The sequence below is a fragment of the Brachyspira hampsonii genome (genome assembly GCF_002214805.1).
GTDB classification, from domain to species: Bacteria; Spirochaetota; Brachyspiria; order Brachyspirales; family Brachyspiraceae; genus Brachyspira; species Brachyspira hampsonii.
Genome location: NZ_CP019914.1, coordinates 2083261 through 2101378, shown reverse-complemented (window position 1 = coordinate 2101378; position 18118 = coordinate 2083261). Strand labels below are relative to the sequence as shown.

Below are 18118 nucleotides of genomic sequence, written 5' to 3'. Positions count from 1 at the left end.
TTAATATGAAGAAAAATATTATAGTTTTTATATTTGCTGTAAGCTCTATGCTTATTATTTCATGCTCTGCTAAAGATGTTACTTTAAGAAGAATTGAAGATGTACATAAAGCAGAACAAAAACTTACTAAAAATCCTGATGATGAAGAGACTGTATTGGAAGTACTTAATGCAGCTCAAAACGGCGGAAGAGAAGTTCGTGCTGAAGCTATATGGGTGCTTGGAAAAATAGAAGCTGATATTGCATACAGTGATTTCCTCCGTGCTAGTGTTGAAGATCCGGATTTTAATGTAAGATGTTTAGCGGTTTTGGGACTTGGAAGATTAGATGCTAATAATCCTGAAGCTATTGACAGAATAAAAAGGGCTATATCAGATACAGATTTACAGGTTCAAATAGAGGGATTAAAAGTAGCAGGTAGAATGAATGCTAAAGAACTTTTGAATTCTATACTAGATAGTTTATCAAGTAAAAATAAATGGGTTAGAATGGCTGCTGTAGAGGCTTTAAAAGATTATGACGATGCCAGAGTTGACAGATCTTTAAATTTGCTGGTTTCTACGGATAAAGATTATGCTGTGAGATCTACTATCAATCAGGTAATAGAATATAGAAAAAATAAAAAAAGTGAAGTTAAAGAAGAAATAAAAGAAACAGCATCAGCAAAATAATAACATAATAGAGGAAAATATATTAGATGAACAATAAAATTAATTTTCTTTTTATATTGATAATATTATCTTTTATTATTGTCTCATGTGCAGAAAAATACTCTTATGTAAGGGTAGATGATATAATAGATAAAAATAGAACTATTGCAGTTGCATCTTTTACTTTTCCAAAAAGTATGACTAATGAGTATTGGGACAGATTAAAATATTTAAATACAGAAATATATGCTGATTTTGTACTAAACAGTTTCATTAGTAATTTTAATTCTCAAAATGAAATGGTTAAGCTAGTAACTTTGCAGGAAGCTTTAGGAAATAAAGAATTTGCTGAATTACCGAATCATTCTATATTAGGAGCTAACTATGTTGCTGCTACAGGCACGCTTGCCACTAATAGGCTTTCTGAAGAAACATTAGCTTTACTTGCTGATAAAGTAGACGGAGTAATGTATGCTGAATCGGCTATGTCTTTCTGGTCTCAAAAGGTAAAAATAGATTTTGAGATTCATGATATAGAAGGAAATTATTTGTGGATAGATACTCTAAACGGAGCTTCCTACTATATAATAGGAGATACAGGAGCACCTACAAGACAAACTGCCTATGAAATAGTTATAGCTGATGTTATGAAATATCAAAAAAAGCATGCTGAAGAATTATATATAGTTATAGATCAGGCTATATCAAATGGGGTAAGCGGTTTGAAAGGTAAAGTACCTTATGCATTCAATACCAATGATATTATATTCACACAAAAAACATTTAGTTTAACTAATGAAGATTATGCAAAAAAGGCGGGTATATATTAATGGCACAAAAACAAAAAATAGAATTAAATTTCAATGATGTAGATGATTTCCATTTCAAAAAAACATTAAAAGGTTATATGATTAAAATAGCAGAGGATCATTATGTTATAGGAAATGAAGATTTAGCTATTAGAGCAACAGGAAAAACTCCTAAAGAGGCGGCGGAAATGCTTAAAGAACAATTTATAGTACTTGCTAATGATATAATGTACAAATCCAAATATGCTCCTTTAAGCGAAAGAGAAAGGAAAAAAGTAAATATTATCAATTCTATATGTGATATTATTTAATAATCTTAATTAAAGTTTTAAAAATGAGTACTATACTCCCTCTTTAAAACTTAAAAATTAATTCTTTCTATAATCTTTATATTTTTCCATTAATTCATCGAATATTTTAGCAGCTTCAAATATTAGATAATCACATCCATTTTCTGGGTGTCTGTATTTTTCTACTAAATAATCGCAATTAATGCTATTCATTTTATCATTAAATTTATTTATATATTCAGCTTCTATTTCTTTTAAAAGAGTACCCTCATGTCCTCTGTCTGCTATAAAAGCCTTAGCAAAAGCCATTATTCCGCCTGTCAATATACCGCAGGTTATACCAACAGCCATACCTCCGCCGAAACCAGCTGCCAATTTTAAATCATTTTTATCTATATTCAAATCATATACTTTATTTGCTCCGTAAAGCATTTTCTCAGCACAATTCAAATCTTCTGCCTTACCAAATCCTGAAGATAAATATTCATATAATGTCATAAAAAACCTCTTAATTAAAATTTAATTAAAGTAGAACCCCAAGTAAGCCCTGCTCCGAAAGCAGTAAGAAGAACATAATCGCCCTCCTTTATAACACCGGATTCAAAAGCCTCTGTAAAAGCTATGCCAACACTAGCTGCAGATGTATTTCCGTATTTCTGTATATTAATATAAAATTTATCATCACCTAAACCTAAAGTTTTTGCAACCGCATTCATTATTCTAGTATTAGCCTGATGAGTTATTATAAGAGACAGATCTTTTAAATCTAAATCAGCATTTTTTACCGTTTTATTAATAGTTTCATCAAAAGTTTTAACAGCCTTTTTAAATACTTCAGTACCCGCCATAGTTATAGTATTTGTATTATCTTCAACATTATTCTCTGTAATAGGATTAACACTTCCTCCGCCTTTTACTATAAGTATTTCATCATTAGGCTCAGAACCTATATCTGTTGATATAATGCCTTTAGAATCATCATCAGAAGCCTCCAGTAAAGCACAGCTTACACCGTCTCCGAATAATATAGCAGTAGATCTGTCCTCCCAATTAAGTATATCCGAACATTTTTCGGCAGCAACTATTAAAACCTTTTTACATTCTCCGCTTTCTATAAGAGAAGCAGCAGTATTTAAAGCATATATATATCCTGAGCAGGCAGCAGATATATCAAAAGCAAGACATGAATTCTTTATATGAAATGCCTTTTGAATAAGTCCCGCAGTAGAAGGAAAAGTATATGATTTTGTAGAAGTTGCAACTATTACAGCATCAGCATCTTCTATTACAGCACCCTTATCTTTTAATTTTGTCAAAGACTTTATTGCCATATCTCCTGTACTTTCTTTTTCATCTGCTATTCTTCTCTCTTCTATTCCTGTTCTTGAAACTATCCAATCATTATTAGTATCCAATTTTTTCTCCAAATCATAATTAGTTACTACATTTTCAGGTAAATATGAAGATAAATATTTAATAATAGCTTTCATAAATTTAAACTCTCTCTTTATTTCATTAATTTTCTTAAAATCAATTCTTATCTTTTACTAAATATATCATAGGAACACTTATAACTGTAACTGCATATTTTACTATAAAATTAAATATAAATATGCCTACCAAAGCATCGAAAGGCAATGCCCCCCAGAATGCTATAACAACAAATACTAAATTATCCACAGGTATGCTGAAAGCATTACTTATTAATACTCTAAGCCATTGATATTTCTTTGTTATCTTAGTTACAAAAAGATGATATATTTCCGTATCAACAAGCTCCGACAAAGTAGAACCTAGTATAGATGCAATAGATATTCTTAAAACAGGGCTTAAAGTCAATTGAAAAGCCTCATTAAACTCCCAGCTTGCATCTGCAGGTATTTGAGATATTATATAAAAATAAATAGGTGAGAAAATATTGATAATTGCTGAAACTATTATAAGTTTCTGAGTATTTTTCTTTCCTATAGTCTTATGTGCCATATCTCTGATTGTAAAAGCCAAAGGATATAAAAATGTACCGCCGTCAACAGCTAAAGTTAAAACATTAGCTATCTTTACACTTGCTATATTTGATATCATTTGACAGGCTATATAAGAACAAATAACAAGTATCGTAACAAATGAAATTTTATATTCTTCCTCTCTAATATTATCCATATCCTTAATCCATTAAAGTAAGATGGTATATGATATATTAAAAAAAGATTTTAGTCTATAGTTTTTTAATAATAAAAAAATCAATTTTATGTAAAAAAAGTATATATTATTTGAATATTTTTATTATATTTGTAATATCAGACTTGTTTTAAAAGTATTTGACAAGATTAGATGTAAAAAAATTTAATCTTAAAAATTATAAAATACAATGTTTTTATGCTGTATAGCTTATTATTTTGGTATACAAACGCATTCACAATTAATAAATATACAAGTCTAATGATAAGTTGTTAGTAGGGTTTTGAAAATGGTTTATATTATATTATCAGCAATAGTATTATTAGTTTTAATTATCTTAATAATAAGAAAAATTCTTAATAATAAGAAATCCCCTTCTCTTAAACATATAAAAAAAGAAATAGAAGAATTAACTAATAAAATTAATGAAAACGAAAAAGATTATGTATCTCTTTATCAATTAGCCCAACTTAAAGAGCAAATAGGAGAAACAGAATCAGCTTTCAAAATGTATGAAAAATTAATGCAGGTTTCTTTCTTTAAAGAAAAAGAAGAATTAGAAATATGTAAAAAACTTGAATTATTCTATGAGAATTTTGATAAAAATCAGGAAGCTTTTAAATATACATTAAAAATCGCCAAATTAGAGCCAAATAATATGTATTATAATATCAAAACAGGAACCGTTCTTTGTAATGAAGGATATTATATACTTGCATGCGATTATTTTAATAAGGCTATATTAAATAAAAATGAATTTAATACTGATAATCTCAAAGCTGCAGCATTTAGTTTTTTTAAGAACAAGGACTATAAAAAATGTATTGTGTTTTTAGAAGAACTGCAAAAAATATTAATAAAAGAAAATGATAAAGATATAGATACTGTCAATAAAACTTTAATATCAATGTATATGCTTTCCGATGAATTGAATATAGCTAGAAATTTTATAGAACAGATTATAGCTAATAAACATATTAATAATCAAGAGTATATTGATAGAATCTATTTACATATATTATATAAAGTTCTTGATAATGAGAAGTTTAAAGAATTATATGATAATTTATACAAAAAATATAATATAGCAAACCCAGACAAAAAAATATATGATTTAATATTAGACTATTCTTTCTACTCATATTTTTTAAGAGATATATCTCTATCTAAAAAATTATTTGAAATTATAAACAGCTTAAATTTACCTGAATTATCTGTTTATAATTTTGATATTATAATACAATATTTATCAGAGATAAATAAAGCTACAGAACAGCTTAATAAACTTAGAAACATGATGAAATTAGATAATTCTAAAAATAATAATTATGAAAAATATGTGCAGAAAGAAGATATTGAAAATTGGGAGAGAGCTGTTGATTTATGGGAAGGTTCTTTTATAGATATAAATTATTTAACTTCTCTTATAGAAATACAAAATAATATTAATGTAAAAAAGATATTAGACGAATTAAAAATAGATAATGACAGCAATAATGAAATGAGTTTGAAAATAGTTCAGAAAGTAGATAAAATTTATAACATGAATATTATAGATTTCAAAAAATTATGTCAAAATCTAATTCGTACAAAATTATCGCATTCTATAATACAGGAATACACTGACAATACTTCTAATAATGATTATGGAGATGAGGTTAATTATATAACATATAATATCAAAGGAAATAAAAAAGATACCACATTAATATCTTTCAAAAGATGGAAAAAAATCGAAGTCGGCGAATTGATTATAAGAGATTTTTTAATGATGGTTTCTGAATCTGGGGCTAAAAACGGAATATTAATACTTCCTGTGCAATTAAGCAATAGTGCTAAAAGCTATGCTTCCCATAATGATAAAGTTACTGTATATTCAAGAAATCAATTTAACAATCTCCTTAAAGAAGAAAAACTATAAAAATAAAAAAGTGATAGTCTATTTTTAGATAAACTATCACTTTTGAAAATTAAAACCTAAGTGAAATTTATTTTAACATTTCTCTGTCTACCAAATCATTAGCAGGAACATAATCATTTACTACTTGTGAGAAAACTAAAGTATCAACAAAACCGCCTCTTTTTATAGAAAGGAAAAGATCATTATATTCATTTTCAGGCATACCTAATTTTTTCATAGTTACAGCCTTATAGAATACAGCATCATTAGCAAATCTAGTTCTAGGATATTCTGTAATTACTCTGTCAAATAAAGCAATAGCTTCCTGTAATTCTGTTTCATCATTAGAATAAGTTTGATAAAGCATACCATTCCATAATAATGAAAGAGGCTTAAATTTTTCTATTTTTGTAAGTCCTTCTACTTTCTTAAAGCATTCATCAGCTAAATCAATATTACCTCTAGCTATAACATTATTTGATTTATAACCGCCTTTAGCAAGGAAATAATAAACTATACCTTTAAACTGATATAGCTGACCAACATCTACATCAGCCGGTAAATTATTAAAATCTAATTTATTTATATAGTTTAGAGCCTGAGTATATTCTTTATTTGCTATCATAACTCTTATCTCTCTAATTATCAAAGGATCATTTTGAGAAGTCCAAGGACTATAAAAGTTATATATAGTAGCTTTTAAAGGTCTTCTTTTGGCAGGTGCTGCAGATGATGTTGCTGTATTATCTGTCATATTAACATTTTGATTAGGATTATTATTTAATGCCTGATTATAATCAATATTATCATTATCCATTGCAGATGACATATCATTTGATGTATTTCCTATATTATCAGAGACTCCGTTATTAGTTTCTGCTACAACATCATTGCTTGATGAACTTTGATATTCCTTCTCTATTTCATTAATATAATCATCTTCTATATTACCTTCAGGTTTTTTACATGATATTGTAAAAACTAACAATAAACCTATTAATATTGCTAAATACTTCTTTATCATTTTCCGCTCCAAACTTATTTTTATATTGTTTTTTACATTCTCGGAAATTATAAAAAAAGCGTTAGAATAATATTTATTGTTATAATATATAATTTTCTATATTTTTATAGTATGATTTTTGTTTATATTCTTCTTTAGAACTAATAGCATAATCATGTATCTTTTTATCAGCGTCGGCAAAATACCTATCATAAGCCTTTTTGCAGTAATTGTCATGTTTAGTTTTTATACCTGTAGGCGGATTTTCAAATTTATAAACGCCATTAACTCTCCAGCCATTAAGTATTCCTATAGTTATAGCATCAACAGGACATCTGAAAGCACAACTTGTACACATTACGCATTTATTTTTGAACTTTATATCACCTTTTTCATCATTATAGATATTATTAACAGGACATTTCTTAACACATAAATTACAATGAGTGCAAATCTTTTTTACTTTAAATAAATGACCATTAACCTTCATAGCAGGGTGCTCTATTCTAAATAAAAATGCTATAAATCTGCCGAAAGGAAATTTCTTTAAAAAACTTTCTCGTCCGTCCAAAACTTCATTAGCCTCAATCACGCATAAAGCCTTAGCAGTTTTCCACATCTTTGCAGCAAACTCATCAGTATGTCTGAATATTATATTATAGGGCATTACATAATGATACTCATTAGTAAGAATATAGCCTTTATTTTTAAGTCTTGCCATCAAAGGCTCTGAAGATATATTATTAATAGTTAGAGGCTCTCCGGAAGTTTTTATAATAAATATTTTTTTCTTTTCATTTTCAAATTTAGGAAAAAGTTTTATCAAATCAAAAATAGGATAAGGAGCATTAAATCCATGTATAGGATAGGCAATACCGGCATAATCATAATCTTTTATATTAGGCATATTATCAAAATTATCGCCTACACTATAAAGCAAAGTTTCAACTCCGTTTTCTTCAAATATTTTTTTATACTCTTTTGTAACTTTTTCAGTATTTCCGGTACCAGAAAAACAGTATATTACAGCCTTTTTATTTTCAGACATATTTATTACCTTTATAAATTATTATTAATCTACCTTTTTATAATGAGCCTTAAAATCTTCATCAAAATAATAAAGCATATTCTCATCTTTTTCATGAGAATCATACCAAACCTGAGCAAAGAAAGGATTTTTTTTCGCTAAAATATCAAAATTCCAAGTATAGTCCGGCATACATTCCATACACCAATGACCTGCTTTTATAACAGTAAATGGAGAAGCCTCAAATTCATGTCCTTCAGAACAAGACCATCTTAATTTTGTATGCAAATCTCCTTTGGTCATACTAGTGCTTAAAAGTTTTCCGCCTCTGAACTCAGCAGCCTTTTTCAAATCTTCAAAATCTATTTCACTGTCTTTTTTATTTTCATCATATCCATGATTAAGAAGCTCGGCATTTTTTATATCAAGCAAAGCCTTATAGTCTATATAATTACCATTAGAATCTTTATTTTCAAAAAGCAAATTAAAATCTTCCCATTTTTTAGGCAAATTATCAAAAGCCTCTTCACTTCCGAATGCAGCTATAACTTTTCCTTTCTCTCCGTTTTTTCTCCAATATGTAGGAGAGTTAGGATGTGATAAAAGTCTTTGTATAGCAAAAAACGATATTATAGAAGGAGGCACAAGTTTACCGAAAGCATAATACCAATGTGTTTTTCCTATCTCATTCCAATAATCTATAACGGACTCTTTCTGATAAGAAAATAATTCTTCTAATTTGTATCCGTCATAATACCAAAGCCCATGAAAATTTCTTGTTGCATTCCAATTGGGCTTCATATATTTTTTTGTGGATCCCCCAATGAGTTTGAAGCCGTCATTAAAAGTATCATATCCAACTAATCTATTTTCTGCCTTGCTTCCCAAATTAAAGCAGCCTTTCCAAAAATAATCGTCTAATTTTCCTTTAATATCCTCTTCAATAATTCTCTTCATTAAAAGCCCGCTGTCTCTTGCTGTAGCCCATTCAAGAGGAGCATTATAGCAAGTATGAAACATAAGCCCATCGCTCATATTGTCAGTAAGCATTCTATTATGAAGCATAGCAGTTTGTCTTATTATAGCCCTATTTTCTAATGATGAATCAAGAACATATCTTTCGCCTTTTAATTTTGAAAAAGAATATGCATCATAAGGACTTATTAATAAAGGGTCCCCTACTCTTCCCCAAGGGTGTTTTTCATTTCGGTTGCCGTAAAGAGCCACTGTTGATATATGTACAAGTTTAGGACGATTTTCTTTAGGCATTTCTTCTAATATATCTACAATATGCTTAACGCCTACAAAATTAGTCAGATGTGCAAGTTTTGGGTATTTATCAGAATTTGGAGGTATAACTGCCGCAAGATTAAGTATATAATCACAATCTTTTAATAATTTTACGCAGTCATCTCTCTCATATAAATATCCTATAATAATTTCAACTCTCTCCCCGTACTGCATTTTGAACTTATCAGCTGTTTTTTTACTTTCTTTTCTTACAAGCACCTTTACCAATTTAATATCTTCTATCTCCATTAATTGTCTTAATGTTTCAAGTCCCATATTTCCAGTGGCACCTGTTAAGGCTATTGTATATTTCATCTTATTATCCTCTTTTATTATACTTTATTAAAGCGATAAACTTAAAATTATAGTTTAATGATTTTTAATTAATTCATCATTATTTTACATAAACATATATAAATAGTTTTTTATTTTACAGATTATATATTGAAAAAAAAATTTTGTAAATAAAGTGTTGGGAGGTATCAAAAAAATGAAATTATTAAAAATATTATCTTTAGTGTTATTTAGTTTTATTATTTATGCTCAAACATCTTTTTCACAGAACAATGATGAAGCATCTCAATTACTTCAATTAATAAACAGCGAAAGAAAAAAATCATCTCTTAATGAATACAAAACAGAAACACAATTACAAAATGCTGCAAACCAAAGAGCTAAAGAAATAGCAGAAGGTATAAGAAAATCAACAGCTTTACAAGAAAATAATATACAATTTGCATCATACTCCGAAGGCTCTATTATTGCTGATATGACTGCAGAAGAAATATTTAATCAGATAATGAAAAGCCAAAAAAATTTGGTATTAAATAAAACATTTACACATGCTGCTGCAGGAGTTTATGAAAAAGGAGGCAAAAAATATTGGGTTATGCTCTATGTATCTTCAAGAAATGGGGACATAATAAAAAGAGAATTAAATATACAAAAAGAGAGAGAAAGAGTAACTGAATTATGCAATGAAGCGAGAAAAGAGAATAATGTAACTGTTTTATTGGTGCTTGACAGTAAATTAAGTGAGGCAGCACAAAAAAGAGCAGAAGAGTTAAAGAGCCTATTTTCACATACAAGACCTAATAAAACGGCATTTTCTACTATATTAAAAGAATATAATATCACTTACAAAACAGCTGGAGAGAATATAGCAAATGGTCAGGTAGATGCTGATGATGTTATGAACTCTTGGCTTAATTCTAAAGGTCATAGAGCAAATATACTTAATAAAAGTTTTGGAAAAATAGGCGTAGGTGTATTTGAATATAATAACAGACTTTATTGGGTTCAGGTATTTACTGATTAATAATTTTTTATTTAATTTAGAATATAATTAAAGCAAATTTCATTTTTAATTTTATTTAAAAACCCTCCCTTTAAGATTTAAAGCATTAATTTAAATTAAAATTTTATTCATATTATATACTTACATCATAAAAAGCATGCCCGCCCAAGTGTTAATTAGATTTAAAATCTATTTAACGCACGGTAAATGCATTTTTATAACAAATTTGAATTGCATCAATAATGAAACTTATATTTTTAACATTACTCTGCGTGCGGTTAAAACACAGCAAATTTAAACAAAGCTTGGGTGGGCAGCTAAAATGACCATTTAGATTTAAAAGGAAAATAGTTTATCAAAATCAGAAGGAATTGAAAGCCTATAGGGTGGGATTTCAGGTAAATTTTTAAAAAATTAATTACATACCCCGCCCTTTAAAATTTAGAGCTTTATTTTAAATTGTAATATTATATTATCTTTATAGCCTAATTTTAAATTTTAGCATCCGCCCAAGTGTTAATTAAATTTAGAATTCATTTAACGAACGGTAAACTGAATTAAAAATATAATAAAAATTTGAATATCAAATAAGCTGTATTTTTTAACTCATTCTGCGTGCGATAAAATTAGTACGAAATTTAAAAAAAATTGGGTGGGTGCTGTAATTTCTAATAAGGCTTCAAAGAAAATAAAAGTAAAATTATCTTTTTAGGCAGCATAGAATAAAGGGCGGGTTTTAGAATAAAATTTTATTTTTTAATTTTCTATATACCAAGAAGGTTCATGTTTTTCTACAAGCGAATCTGAAAAAGCATATTTCATATTAACCTCATTTGACAATTTCCAAGATTCTAAATCCTGATTAAAACTTGAGCAGTTATAAAATGCAAATGATATATTTTTAATATTAGATAGCTTCCATTTATCTAAAGGCTGATTAAAGTTTGAAGCACTATGAAACATTCCACTTATAGATTCAATATTACTCATATCCCAATCATTTAAAGGCTGATTAAAACTCTTAGCATCTTTAAACATAGCATCAGTATATTTTACTTTGCTTACATTCCATTTAGAAATATCCTGATTAAAAGAATATGCACTTTTAAACATAAAGGCCATTATTTCTACATTAGATGTATTCCATCTGCTTAAATCACTGTCAAAACTTTCACAATCTGAAAACATAAAACTCATATACTTTACATTAGAAACGTCCCAATTATTAAGAGGCTGATTAAATCTAGTACAGCCTGAAAACATATATTCCATATTAATAACATTAGATACATTCCAATTTTCTATATTATGATTAAAATATATAGCTCCTCTAAATATGTTATGCATATCTTCAACATTTGAAGTGTCCCAAGTTTCAATGCCGTCAAATTTTTTAAGTTTTGAGTTTTGAAATAATCCAGACATGTCAGTTATTAGGCTAGTATCTATTTTATTCAATTTTACTTTTTCTTTTATTAATTTTAATAATTCTATTTTATCTTTAGGTTGATATTTTTCATTTTCTTTTAATTTGATATTATTAGCCTTTAATTTTTTGTATTCTTTTATAATATCTTCTTTATTATCAATTAATTCTTTTAATTCTTCATAATAAACATTCTCTAACTTTTTTGTAAAATCTTTAAGTTTATTATATTTTAGAACTTCTTTATACACTTCTTTTATATCGCAGTTTTCAAGCATTAATAAAAGTTTTTTTCTATCACTTCCTTTGGAAAGAAAATAAATATTTAATATAGACTTCACATTCTTAAAAGAAGAAGCACCCGAAAAAAACTCCTTCATAAAACAAGCTTCATTAATAATCCAATTTTCTATAGAATGATTAAAACTCTCCGCACCACTAAACATATATGACATACTAATTGCATTAAAAACATTCCAGTTTCCAATATCCTGATTAAAACTTTTAGCATTAAAAAACATATAGTTCATATATAAAACATTAGATGTATCCCATTTATCAAGCGGCTGATTAAAGTTATAAGCATTCTCAAACATACCGAGCATTTTTTCTGTTTTGCTGACATTCCAATTATTAAGAGACTGATTAAAATTATAAGCCTTTGAAAACATACTCTTCATATTTTTTACATTAGAAGTATCCCAATTATTTAAATTCTGATTAAAATTTACAGCTTTATAAAACATACATCTCATACTAATAACTTTAGAAGTGTTCCATTTGTCTAAAGGCTGATTAAAATTTTGAGCTTCAGAAAACATAAATTCCATATTTGTTACATTAGATACATTCCACTCATTTAATGGCTGATTAAAGTTTTTAGCACTTTAAAATATCCCGAACATATTAGTAACTTTTGAAACATTCCAATTATTTATATTTGAATTAAAGTTTACAGCTCCCATAAACATATCTGACATATCTGTAACATTAGAAGTATCCCAAGTTTCAATTCCATCAAAATTTTCTCTATTACTATTTTCAAATAACCTTATCATATCTTTTATTAAACTAGTATCAATATCACCCAAATATATGTTTTCATCTTGCACTAACTTTTGTAATTCTTCTCTTGTTTGCGGTTTGTATTTCATAATTATATGTACTAATTGCTTTTATGTTATTTTATATTTTTTGATATATTTTGCAATTTTCAAATTGTTATTATACTAAATAAATTATAGCATTTGTCTTTTTGCAGCTTGACAAAGTCTGCTTTAGCATCTGCAAAAAAGCTGATATAATTTTTTTAATATAATCTAAAATAAAATTTTACTTTTTTGATTTATTTAAAAACACGACCTTTAGAATTTATAGCTTTAATATCAATTAACAATTTTATTTATATTAAAAACTTAAATTATAAAAGCACGCCCGCCCAAGATTTATTTAAATTTATAATGCATATACCTCACGGTGAATGCATTTTTATAATAAATTTTAATTGCATCAATAATAAAACTAATATTTTTAATATTACTCTGCGTGCGGTAAAAACACATCAAATTTAAAAAAACTTGGGTGGGTGCTATAAATTCTAATAAGGCTTCAAAGAAAATAAAAGTAAAATTATCTGTTTAAGCAGCATAGAATAAAGGGTGGGGTTTTAGAATAAGATAAAAAACATTGTAAAAAAGTAATTATTGAAGTATGATTTTTAAATGAAGTAATAGGAGTTTTTTAATTATGGCACTTTTAAAATATAGAGATTATGATAAATATGTATTAAAATTTTTTTATGACATAAATAGACCAGCACATAGAAAAGATACATACAGCAAATTAAAAGAGTATACCAACACATCTGATGAAGACTTTAATTTGATAACAAAAAATGGATATAATAAATTTAATTCTAGAATTCATTGGTCTTTAGTTGTTTTAAAAAAAGCTCAGTTAATAGAAAACACCGATAAGGGAGTATATCAAATAACTGACTTCGGTAAAAAATTCTATGAAGAAAACCCTAACTTTGATTTAAAAACATTAAAAGAAAAAACGCCTTATTTAGAAAACAGCAAAAATAATTCAAATTATGATATTGACGAAATAGAAGAAGCAGAAGAAGATGAAAATAGAAACGAGATAGAAAAAAGCATAGAAGAGTATTATGAAAGCGTAGAGAAAGATATACTTGACAGGCTTCAGTATATGGGTGAAAGCTCTGTTGATAAAGGCACTAAATTTGAAAATATATGTTTGGAACTGCTTGAGAAAATGGGATACGGTAAGAAGTACAGAACAGGCGGAAGCGGAGACAGAGGAATTGACGGTACTCTTACTATGGATAAATTCGGTTTTGATATGATAGGTGTACAATGCAAATGCTATAAAGAAAATAATAAAGTTAATGATACTGAAATAACAAAATTTGCTCATGGGCTTAAAAATGTTAATGGCATAAACAGAGGAATTTTTATAACTACTTCAGATTATACTCCGCAGGCTAAGAAGGTTGTAGAAGAATTAAAAGATGTAAAAATAATTCTGATAAACGGATACAGACTTGCTAAATATATGCGTGAATATGAAGTTGGAGTAAAAGTTCTTGAAACTAGAAATATTTACGATGTGATAATATAGTATCAAATTTAAATAACACTTTGCTTTGTATTTAAATTTCTAATAAAATTATATCTAAATTAAATGATAAATTTTTTATAATTTCTGTTATTGTTTTAATAAAAAAGTATGCTTACTAAATTATTTTTTAATTTTAAATTTATCCTAATTCCCCGCCCTATAGACTTATTATCTACATTTGAATTATAATATTATTTTCTCTTTTTATTTATACTAATTTATCAGCACCCACCCAAGTTATTTTTAAATTTAAAAATTTCACTAAACGCACGGTAAATGCATTTTTATAAAAAAATTTGAATTCTATTAATAATAAAACTTATATTTTTAGTATTACTCTGCGTGCGTATAAGAAATTAGCTTATAACAATAACAAATTCTCTTTTTTTGCTGTCCTGATATTTATTATATATATCTGATACTCTATCTATAATAATTTCTTCTCTTTCGGTTGTAATATCTAAACATAGTGCTATTTCTTTATCTTTTGAATACACTTTTCTGATTGCATTAAGAACTTTCCCTAATCTGTATGGAGTATCTAATATTATAATAGGCACATTTAATCTTTTTAAATATAATAATTTTTTTTCACGTTCTCTGTCATCACGCGGCAAAAGCCCAGCATAATAAAATTCTTTGAAATTAAAAGGCAGACACATAATAGCTGCTGTAACACTGCTTACACCTGCTATAGGACGAACCCTTATATTATGAGAATAACAATACTCAAGCAAAAGCCTTCCCGGATCTTCCAATATAGGAGTGCCGCAATCACTTATAAGAGTAACCGTTTTACAGTTTATAATCTTTGTAATTATTTCATCAATATCTTTAGATTTTTTTGTGTGTTCGCTAAACTCTATTAAACATTCTTTGTTTTTATCTATATTAAGTACTTTAAAAAGAGTTGTAGCTTCTCTAAAACTTTCAACTAAAACAATATCACTTTCAATTAAAACTTCCTTTAATCTTTCAGTATTATCTTTGTAATTCCCTATATCTCTTGCAGCAATGTAAACAGTAAGCATATATAATCCTATTTCCTTAATGAAGTATTTGTATTGTAACTCCAATTTGTGTTTATTATGTTATTGCTTATAAATATATTAGTAAAGAATGTATTAGTAAGGAAGTTATTAGCTTTAGAACGCTCTTCCATTTCATTAATCTTCTTAACTTTAAGATTTAAAGCTCTAATAACAGCATAAGTTTCATTATCAATATTTCCATCTATTTTTTCAGGTCGGAAATGACATTGAAAAGCATAAAGCACCTTTCTGGAATCAAAATCCCAAACATTATTTGTAGGCATACTTGTATATCCGTATTTTATAAACTCTTCTTTTATATCCATTACTTTTGCTTTTCTATATTCATTATCATTTAAAAAGTTGCTGTAATCATACTCATCATACCACATACCTAAATTATATTCATCATGAAGTCTTTTCCATGGGAATTTAGGTCCTGGGTCTTTTTTCCTATATGGAGCTATATCCGAATGCCCCAATATATTATAAGGCTTTATTCCATATTTCTCTGTTAACTCTTTAAGCAAATATGCCACCTTTTCTATCTGGCTCTCCTCAAATTCTATATACTCATCATAAGGAATAAAAAATAAATCTTCTCTTTGTTTTTTTGTCATTCTTCTTAAATCTTCATAAGTATTTGTAACCTTTCTTAGAAATCCTAAATTTACTATTTCTATACCAATAGAAGTATCATTCATAGTAAGTCTGTTATCAAACATAGTAACCCCCGCATGCCAAGCTCTGTCATTATCATCAACAAGTTTATATATAGGCTCATCTTTTTTTGTAGTTATAAGATAATGTGCAGATACACCCGGATCAGTTAATACCTTAAAAGATAAATCATCATTTAAAGCGGTATAATGAAGTATAATATATTTTATTCTTAAATTATATGCAGGAGATTTAAAAGCACTTGAAACCTTAGGAGCTATTTTCCTAGTTCTTATAGGTGTTATATTCTCATCATTACAAGATGTAAATGCTATTATTATTACCAATAAATAAATAAATCTGATAAATTTAAACATATACAGGAACTCCATTAAATCTATATCGTATAAACCCTTTATAGAATTCTTTAACTTCTACATAAGCAAAATAATATGCCTGTGCTGTATTTATTCTAGCATGCCTATGAAGTAAATTACTATAAAAACTGTAAATAAAATCTAAATACATACCATCGGCTAAAGAACCAATACCGGATATTACTGTGCTTACCCCAGAAGAAAGAAGTGATTTTGTTAATTTGTTATCAGCTTCTTCCATATTGCATGCATTAATAAAAATAAGTGAAGGAGGATTTTGTAATGCCGCTACCGAATTTAGTATATAATCCTCACTCAATTTTATTCCGTCCTTATATCCATGAGTGATAATATGCACTATATCATAACTTTCCAATATTTTAACAAACTCAAAATAATTATGCTCTTTTTTATATAAATCTATTTCTATATTTTTTATATTATTTTGCAATGACAAAATAGAATCTATCTCTTGTTTATCATATACAATATCTTCATTTGGTATTGAAATAATAGCCATCTTTAATTTTTTATTGTCAATTTTCTTATTATGCAAAACATTAGATGCATTATTATATGAAAAAATTATATTTTCGGATAAAAATTTACCATTAAAAGAAAGTATATCCCAAGGAATGCTGTATGCTTTATTGTCAAGATTAAGATAAACTATTCTAAATCCATCAAGCAAATGTTCTCTGAAATCTTTTTCTGGAAAGAGCATATTCATTAAATAACTTCCAAGTTCTATATATCTGTCTATACTATTATTTTCGCTATTTGAATATTTTAATAAACGAAGATATTCGTTATATATACTTTCATAAGCCTTATTATCAAAATGCTTTTCGTATTCTGCCACATAAAGAGAAGGATATGTTTCTACAGATTGATATTTGAAAATATTATCATTTATAGAACATGAAAAAAATGTCTGCGAAATATTATCATTTAAAAGTATTAATCTATCTCTTAATTTGGAAAATGTCTTAGAATCTATTTCATATATTGCAAAATCTGAATACTTATCTTCTAACTTATAATATATTCCTCGCCTTCTTTTATAATTATCAGTTATATAAATATTTGTATAGTCTTTGCTTGATGTTTCATTATTTTTATTATTTAAATCAATTTCATAATAACCATATAATTTATTTTTTTCATTATCATATAAAAATATATTTATATAACTTTCATCTTTTTTAATAGCTTTCAAAATCTTTTTTACAGAAGTATTTTTTAAAGAAATATATTCTATGCTATGAGATAAAAAGTATTCTCTATTTTGAGTTATAATATATGATTTATATGCCATTTAATTAAATATCTTCTTTTTTAAGTACAAACAATAATTATTTATTATACAGTAATTTTCTATATAATCAAATAAAATCTTTGTAAATAATTATGATCGGATAATATAAGAAGATATAAACAAAAATAAATTATTTTGCCTCAAATCCGTCAAATGTACATTTGTATGTATAATTATCCGGATATAAAACTATAGATATTAAAGCAGTATTATTATATT

Annotated in this window: 15 protein-coding genes and 1 pseudogene; 6 read left to right on the top strand and 10 right to left on the bottom strand. The window is 26.9% G+C overall.

Going from position 1 to position 18118, the window contains the following annotated elements; all coding sequences use genetic code 11:
* Positions 1–5 precede the first annotated feature (5 nt).
* The 3 genes from BHAMNSH16_RS09220 to BHAMNSH16_RS09210 are packed head-to-tail and all read left to right on the top strand — an operon-like array spanning position 6 to position 1770.
* Entirely contained in the window at positions 6–671 is a 666-nt protein-coding gene (locus BHAMNSH16_RS09220; protein WP_039954511.1) for a HEAT repeat domain-containing protein, read from the top strand.
* 26 nt (positions 672–697) lie between these two features.
* Positions 698–1480 carry a hypothetical protein gene (locus BHAMNSH16_RS09215; RefSeq protein ID WP_008728912.1) on the top strand — a complete coding sequence of 261 codons (783 nt, stop codon included), beginning with the start codon at positions 698–700 and terminating at the stop codon, positions 1478–1480.
* A complete protein-coding gene (locus BHAMNSH16_RS09210; RefSeq protein ID WP_008722233.1) occupies positions 1480–1770 on the top strand; it encodes a hypothetical protein in 291 nt (96 codons plus the stop codon). Before BHAMNSH16_RS09215 ends, BHAMNSH16_RS09210 begins: the two co-directional genes overlap by 1 nt.
* Before the next feature lie 57 nt (positions 1771–1827).
* Here the strand turns inward: BHAMNSH16_RS09210 and BHAMNSH16_RS09205 are convergent, their stop codons facing one another.
* From BHAMNSH16_RS09205 to BHAMNSH16_RS09195, 3 genes are read right to left on the bottom strand one after another with little or no spacing between them, the layout of a single operon-like run.
* Positions 1828–2247, bottom strand: coding sequence for a C-GCAxxG-C-C family (seleno)protein (locus BHAMNSH16_RS09205; RefSeq protein ID WP_008728910.1), 420 nt, complete (start codon positions 2245–2247; stop codon positions 1828–1830).
* Positions 2248–2261: 14 nt separating this feature from the next.
* Positions 2262–3239, bottom strand: a complete 978-nt coding sequence (locus tag BHAMNSH16_RS09200; RefSeq protein ID WP_008728909.1) for a beta-ketoacyl-ACP synthase III — start codon at positions 3237–3239, stop codon at positions 2262–2264.
* A gap of 40 nt (positions 3240–3279) precedes the next feature.
* Positions 3280–3909 carry a queuosine precursor transporter gene (locus BHAMNSH16_RS09195; RefSeq protein ID WP_008728908.1) on the bottom strand — a complete coding sequence of 210 codons (630 nt, stop codon included), beginning with the start codon at positions 3907–3909 and terminating at the stop codon, positions 3280–3282.
* A 307-nt stretch (positions 3910–4216) separates the two neighbouring features.
* Here BHAMNSH16_RS09195 and BHAMNSH16_RS09190 point away from each other — a divergent pair, with 307 nt between their 5' ends.
* Positions 4217–5848 carry a restriction endonuclease gene (locus BHAMNSH16_RS09190; protein WP_069731950.1) on the top strand — a complete coding sequence of 544 codons (1632 nt, stop codon included), beginning with the start codon at positions 4217–4219 and terminating at the stop codon, positions 5846–5848.
* 67 nt (positions 5849–5915) lie between these two features.
* On the opposite strand, the gene BHAMNSH16_RS09185 is transcribed toward BHAMNSH16_RS09190, so the two are convergent.
* The 3 genes from BHAMNSH16_RS09185 to BHAMNSH16_RS09175 form a co-directional block, all read right to left on the bottom strand.
* On the bottom strand, positions 5916–6851 hold the full coding sequence (locus BHAMNSH16_RS09185) for a tetratricopeptide repeat protein (RefSeq protein ID WP_008728907.1): 936 nt from the start codon (positions 6849–6851) through the stop codon (positions 5916–5918).
* Between the two features lie 79 nt (positions 6852–6930).
* On the bottom strand, positions 6931–7878 hold the full coding sequence (locus BHAMNSH16_RS09180; protein ID WP_008728906.1) for an EFR1 family ferrodoxin: 948 nt from the start codon (positions 7876–7878) through the stop codon (positions 6931–6933).
* Between the two features lie 24 nt (positions 7879–7902).
* Complete coding sequence (locus BHAMNSH16_RS09175) at positions 7903–9462, bottom strand: NAD-dependent epimerase/dehydratase family protein (protein ID WP_008728905.1); 1560 nt, start codon at positions 9460–9462, stop codon at positions 7903–7905.
* Between the two features lie 175 nt (positions 9463–9637).
* Between BHAMNSH16_RS09175 and BHAMNSH16_RS09170 the strand changes: the two genes are divergently transcribed.
* Positions 9638–10465, top strand: a complete 828-nt coding sequence (locus tag BHAMNSH16_RS09170; protein WP_008728904.1) for a CAP domain-containing protein — start codon at positions 9638–9640, stop codon at positions 10463–10465.
* Positions 10466–11200: 735 nt separating this feature from the next.
* On the opposite strand, the pseudogene BHAMNSH16_RS14835 reads toward BHAMNSH16_RS09170, so the two are convergent.
* Positions 11201–13024 (bottom strand): annotated as a pseudogene (locus BHAMNSH16_RS14835) (BspA family leucine-rich repeat surface protein).
* Positions 13025–13616: 592 nt separating this feature from the next.
* On the opposite strand from BHAMNSH16_RS14835, the gene BHAMNSH16_RS09160 reads away from it, so the two are divergent.
* Positions 13617–14513 carry a restriction endonuclease gene (locus BHAMNSH16_RS09160; protein ID WP_008728599.1) on the top strand — a complete coding sequence of 299 codons (897 nt, stop codon included), beginning with the start codon at positions 13617–13619 and terminating at the stop codon, positions 14511–14513.
* Positions 14514–14869: 356 nt separating this feature from the next.
* Here BHAMNSH16_RS09160 and BHAMNSH16_RS09155 read toward each other — a convergent pair whose 3' ends face one another.
* The 3 genes from BHAMNSH16_RS09155 to BHAMNSH16_RS09145 are packed head-to-tail and all read right to left on the bottom strand — an operon-like array spanning position 14870 to position 17899.
* Positions 14870–15544 (bottom strand): SAM-dependent methyltransferase, encoded by a 675-nt coding sequence (locus BHAMNSH16_RS09155; RefSeq protein ID WP_069731949.1) that lies wholly within the window; start codon positions 15542–15544, stop codon positions 14870–14872.
* 8 nt (positions 15545–15552) lie between these two features.
* Positions 15553–16581, bottom strand: a complete 1029-nt coding sequence (locus BHAMNSH16_RS09150; RefSeq protein ID WP_008728601.1) for an N-acetylmuramoyl-L-alanine amidase — start codon at positions 16579–16581, stop codon at positions 15553–15555.
* Entirely contained in the window at positions 16574–17899 is a 1326-nt protein-coding gene (locus BHAMNSH16_RS09145) for a CHAT domain-containing protein (RefSeq protein ID WP_069731948.1), read from the bottom strand. The genes BHAMNSH16_RS09150 and BHAMNSH16_RS09145 overlap by 8 nt, the downstream gene beginning before the upstream one ends.
* Positions 17900–18118: the final 219 nt, after the last annotated feature.

Excerpts from the sequence above, each read along its gene's own strand:
- BHAMNSH16_RS09220 (WP_039954511.1), top strand. The coding sequence starts at position 6 with ATGAAGAAAAATATTATAGTTTTTATATTTGCTGTAAGCTCTATGCTT.
- BHAMNSH16_RS09215 (WP_008728912.1), top strand. The coding sequence starts at position 698 with ATGAACAATAAAATTAATTTTCTTTTTATATTGATAATATTATCTTTT.
- BHAMNSH16_RS09210 (WP_008722233.1), top strand. The coding sequence starts at position 1,480 with ATGGCACAAAAACAAAAAATAGAATTAAATTTCAATGATGTAGATGAT.
- BHAMNSH16_RS09205 (WP_008728910.1), bottom strand. The coding sequence starts at position 2,247 with ATGACATTATATGAATATTTATCTTCAGGATTTGGTAAGGCAGAAGAT.
- BHAMNSH16_RS09200 (WP_008728909.1), bottom strand. The coding sequence starts at position 3,239 with ATGAAAGCTATTATTAAATATTTATCTTCATATTTACCTGAAAATGTA.
- BHAMNSH16_RS09195 (WP_008728908.1), bottom strand. The coding sequence starts at position 3,909 with ATGGATAATATTAGAGAGGAAGAATATAAAATTTCATTTGTTACGATA.
- BHAMNSH16_RS09190 (WP_069731950.1), top strand. The coding sequence starts at position 4,217 with ATGGTTTATATTATATTATCAGCAATAGTATTATTAGTTTTAATTATC.
- BHAMNSH16_RS09185 (WP_008728907.1), bottom strand. The coding sequence starts at position 6,851 with ATGATAAAGAAGTATTTAGCAATATTAATAGGTTTATTGTTAGTTTTT.
- BHAMNSH16_RS09180 (WP_008728906.1), bottom strand. The coding sequence starts at position 7,878 with ATGTCTGAAAATAAAAAGGCTGTAATATACTGTTTTTCTGGTACCGGA.
- BHAMNSH16_RS09175 (WP_008728905.1), bottom strand. The coding sequence starts at position 9,462 with ATGAAATATACAATAGCCTTAACAGGTGCCACTGGAAATATGGGACTT.
- BHAMNSH16_RS09170 (WP_008728904.1), top strand. The coding sequence starts at position 9,638 with ATGAAATTATTAAAAATATTATCTTTAGTGTTATTTAGTTTTATTATT.
- BHAMNSH16_RS09160 (WP_008728599.1), top strand. The coding sequence starts at position 13,617 with ATGGCACTTTTAAAATATAGAGATTATGATAAATATGTATTAAAATTT.
- BHAMNSH16_RS09155 (WP_069731949.1), bottom strand. The coding sequence starts at position 15,544 with ATGCTTACTGTTTACATTGCTGCAAGAGATATAGGGAATTACAAAGAT.
- BHAMNSH16_RS09150 (WP_008728601.1), bottom strand. The coding sequence starts at position 16,581 with ATGTTTAAATTTATCAGATTTATTTATTTATTGGTAATAATAATAGCA.
- BHAMNSH16_RS09145 (WP_069731948.1), bottom strand. The coding sequence starts at position 17,899 with ATGGCATATAAATCATATATTATAACTCAAAATAGAGAATACTTTTTA.